Origin of the sequence: Pseudomonas sp. KCJK9016 (assembly GCF_046231795.1) — a bacterium.
GTDB lineage: Bacteria > Pseudomonadota > Gammaproteobacteria > Pseudomonadales > Pseudomonadaceae > Aquipseudomonas > Aquipseudomonas bananamidigenes.
In genome coordinates, this window is the sequence record NZ_JBJJMM010000033.1 from 16,612 (window position 1) to 31,094 (window position 14,483).

Here is a 14,483-nt window from a genome sequence, read left to right on the forward strand (position 1 = left end):
AATTCGCAACACGGGGGAGCGTATGAAGGTGTTCTGTGGGCTGGGGCGATTGTTGACCCTGGTGTTCTGCTGTGTGGTACTGGCCAATCAGTTGGTGCCGTTTGTTCATCCGATGCACCTGCTGGTCAATCTGGCGGGTGTTCTGCTGCTGGCCATTCATCTTCTTGAAGTGCTGCTGTGCAACGCCAGCCTCAAAGGCCGGCCGCACCCATGGCGTGATCGTGGCCGTGTCCTGCTTTTCGGCGTTTTCCACCTGCAAACCATCCCGGCCCCGGCCGCTCCGGAGGCTTCCCATGCGTAAACTCTGCCTGCTCGCTGCATTCATCAGTCCTCTGGCCTGTGCCCAGGTCATGAATGTCGAACCCAATTCCCTGATGCGTCTGCCCAACACTGCCAGTACCCTGCAACTGGAAAAACTGGTGGTCGCCGATTACGGCACCTTGCTGGTGCCCTCGAACGTGACCGAGCTGAGTGTCGGCGAACTGCAACTGGGGCGCGAAGCGCGCATCGCCATCGTGCCGGGCGAACAGGCGCTGGATCTGAAAGTGATCCGTGCCGAACTCGCCGAAGGCAGCCGCATCACCGCTCGCGGTGCGCCGGGGACCTATGAAAAGGCGGCCCGTGCCGGGCGTAACCTGAATCTGCAATTCAAGGCGCTGGAGGCTCCACGGCTGATCGTCGATGCCCGTGGCGGCACCGGTGCGCCGGGCTTCGTCGGACTCGACGGGGCCAACGGTCAGGAACCGGGCTGCACCTGGGGCCAGGCCGGGCATGGTTTCGACGGCAGTGACGGCAGCAACGGCCAGCCCGGTGCGCCGGGCGCGCTGGTACGGCTGGAAGTGCCACGGGAGTTTCCGGCGGAGCTGATCAAGGTCGACGTGGCCGGTGGCGCCGGCGGTGCGGCCGGGCCTGGCGGTAAAGCGGGGGCGGGCGGCAAGTCCAAGGGCTGCCTGGTGTATCGCGCCGATGGCGGCAAGAACGGCAAGCCGGGGGCTGACGGGCAGCCGGGGCCGGCCGGGGCGGCGGGTTCGGTTACGGTTCAGCGCCTGTAAGCGAATCCTTGTCTGATCGTTCCCGCGTTGCGGGAACGATCCGTCCCCTTCAGAACGAAGGTCGTGCCGCCGCAATCGCCACCAGCAGCACACCGACCAGCAAATTGATCCCCACCACCCGACGAATCCGTCCCAGCACCGCTGCACCAGTCGGCCAGTCCTTCGCGTCAACCGCCGTGCGCAGTTCCGGCAGCATCAGCCCCTGAACCCGGATGAACAGGGCCGTCATCACCACGTACAACCCCATCATTACCTGCACGTATTTCGGCGCCGTTTCGAAACCGATGTGCTGCAGATGCAACATGCCCACGCCAGTCACCGGCAGCAGAATCACCGCGCCCCACACCCAGCGGAAAAAACCTTGAAACACTTCCACCCACAGGGTCAGCCGTCCGGGTCCGTCCAGCGCCTTCACGGCCGCGGGACGCAGCACCATCCAGGCGAAAAACATGCCGCCGACCCACACCAGGGCGGCGAGAACGTGCAGGGGGTAAACAAGGCTAAAAGGTGTCATTGGGGCACTCCGTTCTGCGCGGGATCGATTCGCGGGGTATGATAGCCCCCGATTCAGGGGGCGCTCTCGATTAGTTTCCGCGCCGCGCCGGGTCTGCTGTTGTGCAGGGCAAGGCGCGAGAAGCGTGGTTTGGTCATTCCAAATAAGCTTCGAGCAACGCAGCCCTGCACAACAGCAGGCCCGGCCCTTCGGGTTGTGCCTTAAAGCGGGCCAGCCTGCGTTGCAGGCCTTGGAAAGGGAACAACCATTTCCAGCGGCCTGCGCCTTGCCTGGCCCGCTTTAAGGCGACAACGCGGCGTGGAAACTAATCGAGAACGCCCCCCAAACCACTGAAAATTTATCCAGCGTTTTTTGCGCCCGACATTCAATGATCAGCACTGAACTCAAAACCACGATCCAGGGCGCCTACTCGCGTTTTCTGGAGGCCAAGAGCCTCAAGCCGCGTTACGGCCAGCGTCTGATGATCGCTGAAGTCGCCAAGGTCCTCGGGGATATCGACACCGACGACGAGGGCCGGCGCAGCGGCGATCCCGCAATTGTCGCGGTGGAAGCCGGCACCGGTACCGGCAAGACCGTGGCCTACAGCCTGGCCGCCATTCCTACGGCGAAACTGGCCGGCAAGCGCCTGGTGATCGCCACCGCGACCGTCGCCCTGCAGGAGCAGATCGTTCACAAGGACTTGCCCGACCTGATGCGCAACAGCGGGCTGAACTTCAGCTTCGCCCTGGCCAAGGGCCGTGGCCGCTACATGTGCCTCTCCAAACTCGACATGCTGCTGCAGGAAGGCCACGCACAGACCGCCACGGCCCAGCTGTTCGAGGAAGAAGGCTTCAAGATCGAGGTCGACGAGGCCAGCCAGAAGCTGTTCACCAGCATGATCGAAAAGCTCGCCGGCAATAAATGGGACGGTGACCGCGACAGCTGGCCCACTGCGCTGGAAGACGCCGACTGGGCGCGGCTGACCACCGACCACAGCCAGTGCACCAACCGTCATTGCCCGAACTTCGGCCAGTGCGCCTTCTACAAGGCCCGCGAAGGCATGGGCAAGGTCGATGTGATCGTCACCAACCACGACATGGTGCTGGCGGATCTGGCGCTGGGCGGCGGGGCGGTCTTGCCTGACCCGCGCGACACCATTTATGTGTTCGACGAAGGCCACCACCTGCCGGACAAGGCCATCGGCCACTTCGCCCATTACACGCGGCTGCGCTCCACCGCCGACTGGCTGGAAACCACCGCCAAGAACCTCACCAAGCTGTTGGCCCAGCATCCGCTGCCGGGGGATCTCGGCAAGCTGATCGAACAGGTGCCGGAACTGGCGCGGGAGATCAAGACCCAACAGCAGTTCATGTTCACCGCCTGCGAGCAGATCGCCGACTTCAAGCCCGGCGAAGACGTCGAGGGTCGCGAACGGCCACGACATCGCTTCGTTGGCGGAGTGATTCCGGAACACCTGCGCGAGTTGGGCATCGAGCTGAAAAAAGGCTATGCCCGTCTCAACGATCTGTTTACCCGTCTGACCGACCTGCTCAAGGAGGGCATGGACGGCGAGGTCAACATCGGCATCGCCAGCAATCAGGCCGAAGAGTGGTATCCGTTGTTTGGCAGCCTGTTGTCCCGTGCCTCTGGCAACTGGGAGCTGTGGACCGCGTTCACCGCCGAAGACCCGGAAGAGAGCCCGCCGATGGCCCGCTGGCTGACACTGGCGGAAAGCGGTTCGCTGTTCGACATCGAGGTCAACGCCAGTCCGATCCTCGCCGCCGAAACCCTGCGCCGCAGTCTGTGGAACGTGGCTTACGGCTGTCTGGTGACGTCGGCCACCCTGACCGCGCTCGGCACCTTCGATCGCTTCCGCATGCGTGCCGGCCTGCCGAAAAAAGCCGTCACCGCCGTGGTGCCGAGTCCGTTCCATCACGCCGATGCCGGTGTGTTGCGGGTGCCGGACCTGAAGGCCGATCCACGGGACGTCGCCGCTCACACGGCGGCAATCATCCGCGATCTGCCGGAACTGGTCGAAGGCTCGCGAGGCAGTCTGGTGCTGTTCTCGTCGCGCAAGCAGATGCAGGACGTGTTCGACGGTCTTGACCGCGACTGGCGCAAGCAAGTGTTCATTCAAGGCAACCTGTCGAAACAGGAAACCCTGAACAAACACAAGGCGCGGGTCGATGGCGGTGACTCCAGCGTACTGTTCGGCCTCGCCAGTTTCGCCGAAGGGGTGGACTTGCCTGGGGCCTATTGCGAGCATGTGGTGATCGCCAAGATTCCGTTCTCGGTGCCGGACGATCCGGTCGAGGCCGCATTGTCAGAATGGATCGAAGCCCGGGGCGGCAATCCGTTCATGGAAATCTCGGTGCCCGATGCCTCGCTGAAGCTGGTTCAGGCCTGCGGTCGTCTGCTGCGTACCGAAGAGGATCGCGGCACCATCACCTTGCTGGACCGGCGGCTGGTCACCCAGCGCTACGGCAAGGCGATCCTCAATGCGTTGCCTCCTTTCCGTCGTGAAATATCCTGAGACATCGGTGGGCAGATTTGCCCGCCGCGTTGTCTATCTCTACGCCATCGCTTTTCCATTGGCCATTGCTGGTCGCTAGGGAGAAATCCGTTCTCATGATTCGTCGTACGTTGCCTGCCTTTTTTGCCCTGGTTTTCGCTGCGCCCTTGCTGGCGGCGCCTGCCGGGCAGCAGACCCTGTTCAATTTTGTCCGCCCCGCCGATGTGGTGAAAGTGGCGACCGAAAACGCCGACCTGCCGCAAGCCAACGCCGAGCAGACCCCCGAGGGCGAAGTGCTGCGCCGGGTGACGTTCAATCCGGTGGCGCGTCCGACCCTGCGCCTGACCCCGCAGACCGGTGCGTGGGACTGGTCGCAGTCCGGCATGATGAGCCTGCGCATCCAGAGCGCGATGAACTGGGCGGTGACCGTTTACGTACAGATCCAGAGCAATGACGGCAAGACCCTGGTCAGCCGAGTCGATCTGCCGGCCGGACCGGCGCAGACCCTGCTCGTACCGTTGACCGCGACCTCGCCACTGAGCCAGGGCATGAAGGCCGGGCCGTTGATGCCGATGACGATCGACGGCCAGCGCATCCTGCTGGCCAGCAGTTCCGGTGAACTGGATCGCAGCCAGGTCGTTTCCGTCAGCCTGTCGATGGACCAGCCGAAAGCCGCGCAAAGCTTGCTGCTGGAGCGCTTTGGCGTGCAAGACGAGGGCGAGGTGATCAAAGCCGCCTACGGCAATCTGGTGGATGCCTACGGTCAGTCGACCCGCGGCAAATGGCCGGAGAAAGTTGCCAATGACGAACAACTGAAATCCGCCGCCGCCAAAGAACAGCAACAGCTGAAAACCTGGCTGGCCGAGCGCGAAAAGTCTTCGCTCGACAAGTTCGGTGGGTTGAACAAGGGGCCGGCGTTCAAGGCCAGCGGCTTTTTCCGCACCGAAAAACTCGACGGTCGCTGGTATCTGGTGACGCCGGAGGGCCATCCTTTCTATTCACTGGGCGTGAACACGGTCAGTCCCGAGGTCAACCAGACCTATGTGGCCGGTCGCGAGTACATGTTCGAAACCCTGCCAAAACCCGATGAGCCGCTGGCCATTCACTTCGGCGAAGGCGACAACCGGGGCGGCAACGGCGTCGATCAGGGGCGTGGCTACGGCAACGGACGCTGGTACGACTTCTATGGCGCCAACCTGCAACGACTTTACGGCGAACCTTGTGCAGCTACCGCGGCGACCGAGAAAGCGCCGGCTACGCCGTGCAAGGCCACCATCGACGAGCAGCAGTGGACCCGCCATACCCTCGACCGCTTGCAGGCATGGGGTTTCAACACTGTCGGCAACTGGAGCGCACCGCAGCTGGGCGACGCCGAGCGCATGCCGTACACCTTGCCGCTGTCGATCGTCGGCGATTACACCAGCATCAGTACCGGCAACGACTGGTGGGGCGGCATGCCTGACCCGTTCGACCCACGCTTCGCCATGGCTACCGAACGTGCGGTAGCGATTGCTGCCCGCGATCACCGCGACGATCCGTGGCTGATCGGCTACTTCGCTGACAACGAACTGGCCTGGGCCGGTCCCGGTGATGATCCGAAGTCGCGTTACGCGCTGGCTTACGGCACTTTGAAAATGACCACCGACGTTCCGGCCAAGCGGGCGTTCCTCAAGCAATTGCGCGACAAATACCGCAATCAGGCGGGGCTGTCGAAGGCATGGGGTATCGATCTGCCAGCGTGGGAGTTGATGGAAGACCCGGGTTTCGAGGCACCGTTGCCGAATCCGGAGCACCCGGAAATCGAGGCTGACTACAAATACTTCCAGAAAGTCTTCGCCGACACTTACTTCAAGACCATTTCCGATTCGCTGAAATGGCATGCGCCGAACCAGTTGCTGCTGGGCGGTCGTTTCGCCATCAGCACGCCGGAAGCCGTGGCCTCGTGCGCGCAATACTGCGACGTGCTGAGCTTCAACATGTACACCCTGAAACCCCAGGATGGCTATGACTTCGCTGCGCTGCGCAGCCTCGACAAACCGGTGTTGATTACTGAGTTCAATTTCGGCTCGACCGATCGCGGCCCGTTCTGGGGCGGTGTGACGCCGTTGAGCAAAGAAGAAGACCGTGGCCCGGCATATGCCAACTTCCTCAAGCAGGCCCTGAGCGAGCCATCGATTGTCGGCGTGCACTGGTTCCAGTATCTCGATCAACCGGTGACCGGGCGTCTGCTCGATGGCGAAAACGGCCACTTCGGTCTGGTGGGCGTGACTGACTTGCCGTATCAGGGGTTCGTCGACACCGTGCGCAAGAGCAATCTGGCGACCCTCGATCAGCTCGGCAAAGAAGCCGCGAAGGCCGCTGCGGCGGCGGACAAGGCCGGTCACGAGACCGAAGGCGGGCGCAAGGGCGAGGCCGGCAAAGGCCCGGGGCAGGGCGCCGGCCATACCGGCGGGCACTCCGGCAACGGCCATTAAGGCAGGACCGCCCGGCCCGCCGCTGTTTCCAAATCCCTCAAGGGCTGGAACAATGCGGGCCACTTTGTAGAGCGTTTTCGCGGGGGAGTTGCGGGTGCAGATTCAGGGACATTACGAGCTTCAATTCGAAGCGGTGCGCGAAGCTTTTGCCGCACTGTTCGACGATCCCCAGGAACGCGGCGCCGCGTTGTGTATCCGGGTCGGCGGGGAAACCGTTCTTGACCTCTGGGCTGGCACCGCCGACAAGGACGGCAGCGAAGCCTGGCACAGCGACAGCATCGCCAACCTGTTCTCCTGCACCAAGACCTTCACCGCCGTCACCGCGCTGCAACTGGTAGCCGAAGGCAAGTTGCAACTCGATGCCCCGGTCGCTCGCTACTGGCCGGAATTCGCCGCCGCCGGCAAGGAGTCCGTGACGTTGCGTCAACTGCTTTGCCATCAGGCCGGCTTGCCCGCCCTGCGTGAGTTGTTGGCCCCCCAGGCCCTGTATGAGTGGCAGACCATGGTCGACGCCCTGGCGGCGGAAGCGCCGTGGTGGACACCGGGTACCGGGCACGGTTATGCCGCGATCACTTACGGTTGGCTGGTCGGCGAGTTGCTGCGGCGGGTCGACGGACGCGGGCCGGGGGAATCCATTGTGGCGCGGGTCGCCAAACCGTTGGGGCTGGATTTTCACGTCGGTCTGGCCGACGAGGAGTTTCACCGCGTCGCGCATATCGCCCGTGGCAAGGGCAATGTCGGCGACGCTGCCGCCCAGCGCCTGTTGCAGGTGACCATGCGTGAACCGACCGCCATGACCACCCGTGCCTTCACCAATCCGCCGTCGGTGCTTACCAGCACCAACAAACCGGAGTGGCGGCGCATGCAGCAACCGGCGGCCAACGGCCACGGCAATGCGCGCAGCCTGGCCGGTTTCTATGCCGGTCTGCTCGACGGCAGCCTGCTGGAAAGCGAAATGCTCGACGAATTGACCCGGGAACACAGCCTCGGCGAGGACAAGACCTTGCTGACCCGTACCCGTTTCGGTCTCGGTTGCATGCTCGATCAGCCTGATGTGCCAAACGCCACTTACGGCCTCGGCCCACGGGCGTTCGGTCATCCGGGTGCGGGCGGTTCCATCGGTTTTGCTGATCCGGAGCACGATGTGGCCTTCGGATTTGTGACAAATACCCTGGGGCCGTACGTCTTGATGGATCCGCGTGCGCAGAAGCTGGCGCGGGTGCTTGCCACTTGTCTGTAAAACGTGACTGGAGGTTCCAGGGCCGGAACCTCATTCGGCTTTTCGATTCAAAGCGTCTGTTTATCCGGGCGAAAGTCCTCTGATTGTCCATCACTAATTTTTGTGGGTTTCCAATGTCGTCCAAACAAACTCTCGCTCTGGCCCTGTGTTTCGCGATCACCGGTTGCGCTCAAACTCCGAAAAATGATGCCGATGGCGGCAGCTGGTGGCCGTTCGGTTCGTCCGACAAGGTCGCGGCCAAGGAGCCGGCCCAGCCACCTGCACCGTTGAAGCCGGCGGCAGCCGCCCCTGTGGCGAAGACCGAGAGCAGCAGCCACTGGTACTGGCCGTTCGGTTCCGATGATTCGGCGGACAAGGCCAAGGCTGACGTGAAGCCCGAAGTCAAACCCGAGGCCAGGCCTGCCGTTGTCGCCAAGGCGGATGCCGACACCGGCAGCAAATGGTGGTGGCCGTTCGGCGGCAAGTCCCAGGACACCGCCAAGGCTGTACCGATGCCTGACCCGAAAGTGACCCAGGCCTGGCTCGATGACTACGAGCCGCGCCTGCGCGAGGCAATCAAGGGCAGCAACCTGCAATTCGAGCGTCGTGAAAACGTTCTCGTGGTCACCGCGCCGGTTGAAGGTTCATTCAATCCGAAACGCCCGGCCATGCTGTTGCCGGTGACCCTGAGCCCGTTCACCAATATCGCCAAGATCCTCGAAGCCGACCCGAAAACCGCGGTCCTTGTACTGGGCCACAGCGACAACGCCGGTGTCGCAGCGGACAACACCAAACTCAGTCAGGAACGTGCCCAATCCGTGGCGGCCATCTTCCGTATGAGCGGTTTGCAGCGTGATCGCCTGATGCTGCGCGGCATGGGGTCCGAGGCACCGCGTGCGGCCAACGACAGCGTCGAGGGGCGCGCCTTGAACCGTCGCGTCGAACTGCTGGTGACCCCGCAGAACACCATGGTTGCGCTGCTGAGCAAGTACAACATGCCGGCACCGAAGCCGGTAACGATGGTCGCCGCCCAGGACGTCAAGCCAGTCGCCAAGCCTGTAACCCCGGCGCCGGCCGCGAAGAAAGCCGCTGTTCCGGCCAGCAAAAAGGCTCCGGCCAAGAAAGCCGCCGCCAAAGCGCCAGCCAAGAAGGCACCGGCGAAGACGCCGGCCAAGAAAACCGCTCCAGCCAAAGCCGCCGCCACCGACAAGAAAGTCGCTGCGACCGATGCGGCAAAACAGTGATCCGCTAACGAAAAGGAATGCGCCATGACCCAGGCTCTGGCAGATATGCGTCGTGATTACACCCGGGACGGCCTGACCGAGGCGCAAGCCCCGGCCGAGCCTTTCGCGCTGTTCCACCAGTGGTTTGCCGATGCGGTGAAAACCGAACAGGCGCCGGTGGAGGCCAACGCCATGACCCTGGCCACGGTCGATGCGGACGGGCGTCCGCACTGCCGCATTCTGCTGCTCAAGGGCCTGGACGAGCGGGGCTTTACCTTTTTCACCAACTACGAAAGCGCCAAGGGGCAGCATCTGGCCGTGAATCCGTTCGCGGCCATGACCTTCTTCTGGCCGACCCTGGAGCGTCAGGTGCGCATCGAAGGACGGGTCGCCAAGGTCACGCCCGAGGAGTCCAACGCCTATTACCAGGTACGTCCGCTGGGCAGCCGTCTCGGCGCGTGGGCTTCGCCTCAGAGCCGGGTGATCAAGGGAAGGGGTGAACTGGAATATTTGCTCAAGGCCACCGAGCAGCGCTTCAGCGACACCCAGCCCGACTGCCCGGAACACTGGGGCGGCTACCGCTTGCTCCCCGAACGCATCGAGTTCTGGCAGGGGCGCGCCAGCCGTTTGCACGATCGCCTCAGCTACCGTTTGCAGGGCGCCGACTGGATTCTTGAACGTCTGGCACCTTAAGCAGTCTACCGAGCGGGATAGCCTGCCGCAGCGGCCTCAAGCCACTTCGGCAGGTCCCGGCGCCTGATCTTCTGTGCCCGGGCCTGCGCCAGCCGTTCGAGCATGAAGGCGCGTTTGCCTTCATCCTTGCCGGCCAGCGACAATGCCAGATCGCGGTCCATCCAGCGTCTGATCCGCACGTACAACCACCAATGGAAGTACAAACCGGCGACGGTCGTGACGACAATGATGAAGTAATCCATGAAAATCCTTGGGGTCGGCGGCGCAAGCTTTGTATTTTGGCGCTACTGTTGGGTGAGTTCGTGGAGGCCCTGTACCGGGCCTGAATGAAACCAAATTTATCCGGGCGATGCCGTGACAGGCGTCAAGCTGCGGAGTTTAATGAATACCTGTCCTTTGGAGTTGATCCTATGCGTAAGTCTGTTCTGCTGGTTGCTTCCTTTTCCACGATGGCGATGTTGCTTGCCGGCTGCCAATCGAGCCTGACCGGTGACTCCTACTCCCGTGACGAAGCGCGTCGTGTGCAGACGATTCGCATGGGCACCATCGAATCCCTGCGTCCGGTGAAAATCGAAGGCACCAAGACCCCGATCGGCGGCGCCGCCGGTGCAGTGGTCGGTGGCGTCGGCGGCAGCGCCATCGGCGGCGGTAAAGGCAGCATCGTTGCAGCCGTTATCGGTGCCGTGGCCGGCGGCCTGATCGGTTCGGCCACCGAAGAAGGCCTGACCCGTACCCAGGGTGTTGAAATCACCGTGCGCGAAGACGACGGCAGCATGCGCGCCTACGTGCAGCAAGTGCAGGAGAACGAAGTGTTCCGCGTCGGCGAGCGCGTACGGATTTCGACTGTCGGCGGGACCAGCCGCGTTTCGCACTAAGCGGGAACGAGCGGTAAAGGAAAACCCCGATCAGGTGACTGGTCGGGGTTTTTTATTGAAAATTTATTTAATTACTTCCATAATAACCTAATTGAAAGTCGAATTTTGGGTCGAAAAACTCGGTTCCTATTAGATTTTCCAGTTCGGTTATTTTCTGACTATCGAGGTCGTAGCCATAAATTTCATCTTCTGGTTTAGTCCAGTTCATTATCTTTCTTAACTGCTCAATGTTTCCGTCTGGAATGTTTACTTCAAAAACAAGAAGCTCAGTTTTCTTGTCGTAGGCTTCGATCGTGTGATTTAGTTTTGAGTATCGGCAAGTCATTCGGTGCACACCAGTTGAACAATATGCTCTGAGAGTCCCATCAAATATCACCAGTTCTTTCTATACCGAAACGATATTTGATAGTCGTAAATGCTTTCGTCAAATTTGTGAGTGAAAAAGGGTTGAAGGCGGGATACCCAATCAGTCCTGACATCAAAACCCCCATCATAGATTTCGCTTTTCGCCATCAAGCCCAAAGCCTCAATGATTGATCCGTCATCACCGAGATCGGCTGAATACTCCTTCCCCACAGATTGCTCGGATATTTTTTCGTACCAATTCAGTCTTAACTTCAGCCCCATTGCAGCCTCACAAATACTTTTTAATATTTCGGTTCTTCTTGGGTGGATCTATCTGTTCGGTAAAGGAAAACCCCGATCAGGTGACTGATCGGGGTTTTGTTTTTAAAGACTGCGTTGACACAGTACTGCTTAATAGGTATTGCAGCTCAACTGAATGAGATAGGCGGGATCAGAAACCTTCTTTCCCAATAGTTTCTCCAAGGCTGCGAGCTGATCACTTGTCAGGTCGTAGCCTTCCCAACCTTGCTGTTCTGCTGTCCATCCCATGATGGCAGCAATCTTCTCATCGCATCCTTCAGGCAATTGCTCCTCAAACACGAACAACTCTGTTTTTTTATCAAAGGCTTCGATGATGTATTTCAGTTGCGCATGGCGTAAAGTCATTCGGTACATACCAGTTGAATTATACGACTTGCTCCTGAGAGTTTTTCCCCGGTCCATTCTTCCAGAATTTTGATCTGGTCTTCAGACAGGTCATAACCATCGAATTCGTCTTCCGGATGTTGCCAGTTCATCAGTACCTTCAACGCTTCTGTATGGCATGCAGCAATCTTGACGCTGAAGAGCAGGTCTTCGGTTTTCTGATCAAAGACTTCAACTACATGAATCATTTCTCTACGCTCCTTGTGGGATCGGCAGGTTTTGTCTGTTCGCCTGTTTCAGGGTCGTACTCTCCTATGTGCTTTCCTTGCTTGGTATACAGCTCGACCTTGCCATGCTGAGAGTCCCACTCATAAATTTTTCCAGAAGCATCTTTCCATCGTCTGCGCTTTTTCCCTCCACCTCGAACCGACGTTTTCATTGGTGCAGATTTGACATCAGGAAATGCTGACAGTGATGTTGGGGCGGGATGATATTTGATGTCTCCACGAGCATTGAGGACGATGTATAACGGTTTTACTCCCGAGCCTGCCGGAAACACCAATATAAAATCCCGATACTCCGGCGGATAAACCGGATTCACCAGAATCCCGTCCGCCGCTTTCGTCGGTGGGTACACCCAGATATGCGGTGCCTGCGGAGCGGCTTCCAGCGCGGGGATGCCGAGGATGTCGGAGCCGTCCACGGCGGGCGTCCAGATCAGTTCGATGCCTTCGCCGAGGTCTGCGACAAACCGGTTACCGCGAGCAGCGAACTGCGCGACATCGACCATTTCCCAGTCGCGGTTCTTGCCGTTGTAGAAACCGTAACCCTTGAGGCTGCCGTCGGCCTGTTGTTCGACGTGCAAGCGCACGCGGGTTCGAGCCTGTTTGAGGGCGAGCAACTGGTCTTCGGTGTAGAGGGCGCTGTCGCTCAGGTTCGATGGCATGAACATCGCCACCAACCCGACCAGCGGGGTTACGACGGCGGCGGAGGCCATCGCAGGCAATGCCTTGAATGCTTCACCGGCAAGGGCGAAGGTGCCGAAACCCACCGGGATCGCATTGCCGCTGATTTTCTTGAGTGCAACGCCGCCGCTGTCATCGGCTTCGCGTCCGCCGAGCAGAATCAGATCGCCGTAGTCTTTCAGGCTGTCCGTCGGCACCATCCCCGAGGGATTCGCGTAATCGATGATCGCATCCGGCAACTTGCAGGACTTGGCGAACGTGCAGCCGGCACGCACCGGTTGAGGCTTGTTCGCCGCCACCTCGCGGCTGCGCTCGAAGGCCTCTTGTCGTGCCAGCATGGCGTCGTACTTGTCTTGTCGCGTTTGCTGATCGGCCAGCTCGGTGGCCGTCAGGTAGCGGTAGGTGACGTGATGCCCGTCGCCTGCCGGTGGGTTGGGAACCCGGGGAATGTCCTTTTGACCAGCCACTGATTGTCCTTTCGTTCATGCATCGGCAGCCCCTCGAAAGGGGCTGCACGACGTTAACGAAGCAGGAAAATCGTGGCTGTAGGACGCGTCTCCAAAGACGTGGGGATTGTTCGCTACGGCATCAGGAAGACAGAGCGGTGTTCTTTCTGCTCGCCGCCAGGGTCACCGCGTAACCGATCAATGCTGCGAACACCGAGCCGGTGAGAATGCCCATCCGGTCCATTCCGGCGTATTCACTGGCACCCGGCACGAAGGCGAGGGACCCGACAAACAGGCTCATGGTGAAGCCGATCCCGCAGAGGATCGCCACGCCCAGCACCTGACCCCAATTGGCGTTCTGGGGCAGGGCGGCGATGCCGGTTTTCACGGTGAGCCAGGTCAGGCCGAACACGCCGATGGTCTTGCCCAGCAGCAGGCCGACGGCGATGCCCATCGGTACGTGGTGGGTGAAGCTTTCGGCGGTTACGCCGGTCAGCGACAGGCCGGCGTTGGCGAAGGCGAACAGCGGCAGGATGCCGTAGGCCACCCACGGGTGCAGTGCATGTTCGAGGCTCAGCAGCGGCGAAGGCTCGGCGTTTTTCGTGCGCAGCGGAATGCAGAACGCCAGAGTCACGCCAGCCAGCGTTGCGTGGACGCCGCTCTTGAGCACGCAGACCCACAGGATCAAGCCGATGATCATGTACGGCCCGAGCTTGACCACCCCGAGCCGGTTCATCGCCACCAGCGCCGCGATGCACGCCGCCGCCAGGCCCAGCGACAGGGTCGAGAGTTCGCCGGAATAGAAGATCGCGATGATCACGATGGCGCCAAGGTCATCGATGATCGCCAGGGTCATCAGGAACAGCTTCAGTGACACCGGCACCCGTTTGCCCAGCAACGCCAGCACGCCGAGGGCGAAGGCGATGTCGGTGGCGGTGGGGATCGCCCAGCCATCGAGGGCCGCCGGGTTGTCGCGGTTGAGGAACCAGTAGATCAGCGCCGGCACCAGCATGCCGCCAATCGCCGCTGCACCGGGCAGGACGATCTGCGACGGTTTCGACAGCTGGCCGTCGAGTACTTCGCGCTTCACTTCCAGGCCGATCAGCAGGAAGAACAGCGCCATCAGCCCGTCGTTGATCCACAGCAGCAGGGGCTTGGCGATTTTCAACGCGCCGATCTGCGCCACCACCGGGGTGTCGAGCAGGCCGCTGTACAACCACGACAGCGGCGAGTTGTTGATGATTAAAGCCAGGATGGCCGCGGCGATCAGTAACAGACCGCTGGCAGCTTCCAACTGAAAGAAACGCGTGAAAGTGCTACGCAGAGGCAAGGTCGCTCTCCATCGATAAAGTCAAAAGGTGGGACACCCTAACCCGTACTGTTAGTTGTTAAAACAAAAGTTATATTCTTTTTTGTTATATATGGTTACAAGGCGCGAGCCAGACATTGGCAGAGCCTAGCAGTTGCCCCAGGGATTGAAGTTCAGCTGTATCTGTCAGTGCGGTGGGATTTTTCCTAAGCTTGGAGGCTGAGCCTGTGAA

15 protein-coding genes are annotated in these 14,483 nt (G+C 60.7%); 8 read left to right on the plus strand and 7 right to left on the minus strand.

All coding sequences use genetic code 11. The annotated features are described in order from the left end of the window. The first annotated feature begins 22 nt into the window (after positions 1–22). Both ACK6BI_RS24580 and ACK6BI_RS24585 read left to right on the plus strand, forming a co-directional pair. Entirely contained in the window at positions 23–301 is a 279-nt protein-coding gene (locus ACK6BI_RS24580; RefSeq protein WP_065261923.1) for a DUF1145 domain-containing protein, read from the plus strand. Then, positions 294–1,052, plus strand: a complete 759-nt coding sequence (locus ACK6BI_RS24585) for a collagen-like protein (protein WP_409319114.1) — start codon at positions 294–296, stop codon at positions 1,050–1,052. Before ACK6BI_RS24580 ends, ACK6BI_RS24585 begins: the two co-directional genes overlap by 8 nt. Before the next feature lie 49 nt (positions 1,053–1,101). On the opposite strand, the gene ACK6BI_RS24590 is transcribed toward ACK6BI_RS24585, so the two are convergent. Then, entirely contained in the window at positions 1,102–1,566 is a 465-nt protein-coding gene (locus tag ACK6BI_RS24590) for a CopD family protein (RefSeq protein WP_409319115.1), read from the minus strand. Positions 1,567–1,933: 367 nt separating this feature from the next. On the opposite strand from ACK6BI_RS24590, the gene dinG reads away from it, so the two are divergent. The 5 genes from dinG to pdxH all read left to right on the plus strand — a co-directional run bounded on the left by dinG (position 1,934) and on the right by pdxH (position 9,666). Beyond that, on the plus strand, positions 1,934–4,078 hold the full coding sequence (dinG, locus tag ACK6BI_RS24595) for an ATP-dependent DNA helicase DinG (protein WP_065261920.1): 2,145 nt from the start codon (positions 1,934–1,936) through the stop codon (positions 4,076–4,078). A 95-nt stretch (positions 4,079–4,173) separates the two neighbouring features. Further along, positions 4,174–6,531, plus strand: coding sequence for a beta-agarase (locus tag ACK6BI_RS24600; protein ID WP_409319116.1), 2,358 nt, complete (start codon positions 4,174–4,176; stop codon positions 6,529–6,531). Between the two features lie 94 nt (positions 6,532–6,625). Continuing rightward, positions 6,626–7,771: a serine hydrolase domain-containing protein gene (locus tag ACK6BI_RS24605; protein ID WP_409319117.1), complete on the plus strand. Its 1,146-nt coding sequence runs from the start codon at positions 6,626–6,628 to the stop codon at positions 7,769–7,771. A 113-nt stretch (positions 7,772–7,884) separates the two neighbouring features. Next, positions 7,885–8,994: an OmpA family protein gene (locus tag ACK6BI_RS24610; protein WP_409319118.1), complete on the plus strand. Its 1,110-nt coding sequence runs from the start codon at positions 7,885–7,887 to the stop codon at positions 8,992–8,994. A 24-nt stretch (positions 8,995–9,018) separates the two neighbouring features. Next, complete coding sequence (pdxH, locus tag ACK6BI_RS24615; RefSeq protein ID WP_409319119.1) at positions 9,019–9,666, plus strand: pyridoxamine 5'-phosphate oxidase; 648 nt, start codon at positions 9,019–9,021, stop codon at positions 9,664–9,666. Positions 9,667–9,671: 5 nt separating this feature from the next. Here pdxH and ACK6BI_RS24620 read toward each other — a convergent pair whose 3' ends face one another. Next, positions 9,672–9,908, minus strand: coding sequence for a hypothetical protein (locus tag ACK6BI_RS24620; protein WP_409319120.1), 237 nt, complete (start codon positions 9,906–9,908; stop codon positions 9,672–9,674). 168 nt (positions 9,909–10,076) lie between these two features. Here ACK6BI_RS24620 and ACK6BI_RS24625 point away from each other — a divergent pair, with 168 nt between their 5' ends. Next, positions 10,077–10,541, plus strand: coding sequence for a glycine zipper 2TM domain-containing protein (locus tag ACK6BI_RS24625; protein WP_065261914.1), 465 nt, complete (start codon positions 10,077–10,079; stop codon positions 10,539–10,541). Between the two features lie 372 nt (positions 10,542–10,913). Here the strand turns inward: ACK6BI_RS24625 and ACK6BI_RS24630 are convergent, their stop codons facing one another. The 5 genes from ACK6BI_RS24630 to nhaA all read right to left on the minus strand — a co-directional run bounded on the left by ACK6BI_RS24630 (position 10,914) and on the right by nhaA (position 14,272). Further along, entirely contained in the window at positions 10,914–11,168 is a 255-nt protein-coding gene (locus tag ACK6BI_RS24630; protein WP_409319121.1) for a colicin E3-like toxin immunity protein, read from the minus strand. A gap of 129 nt (positions 11,169–11,297) precedes the next feature. Continuing rightward, positions 11,298–11,552, minus strand: a complete 255-nt coding sequence (locus ACK6BI_RS24635) for a hypothetical protein (protein WP_409319122.1) — start codon at positions 11,550–11,552, stop codon at positions 11,298–11,300. Next, complete coding sequence (locus tag ACK6BI_RS24640) at positions 11,549–11,779, minus strand: hypothetical protein (protein ID WP_409319123.1); 231 nt, start codon at positions 11,777–11,779, stop codon at positions 11,549–11,551. Before ACK6BI_RS24640 ends, ACK6BI_RS24635 begins: the two co-directional genes overlap by 4 nt. After that, positions 11,776–12,963, minus strand: coding sequence for a colicin E3/pyocin S6 family cytotoxin (locus ACK6BI_RS24645; RefSeq protein WP_409319124.1), 1,188 nt, complete (start codon positions 12,961–12,963; stop codon positions 11,776–11,778). The genes ACK6BI_RS24640 and ACK6BI_RS24645 overlap by 4 nt, the downstream gene beginning before the upstream one ends. A gap of 121 nt (positions 12,964–13,084) precedes the next feature. After that, complete coding sequence (nhaA, locus tag ACK6BI_RS24650; protein WP_409319125.1) at positions 13,085–14,272, minus strand: Na+/H+ antiporter NhaA; 1,188 nt, start codon at positions 14,270–14,272, stop codon at positions 13,085–13,087. Positions 14,273–14,483: the final 211 nt, after the last annotated feature.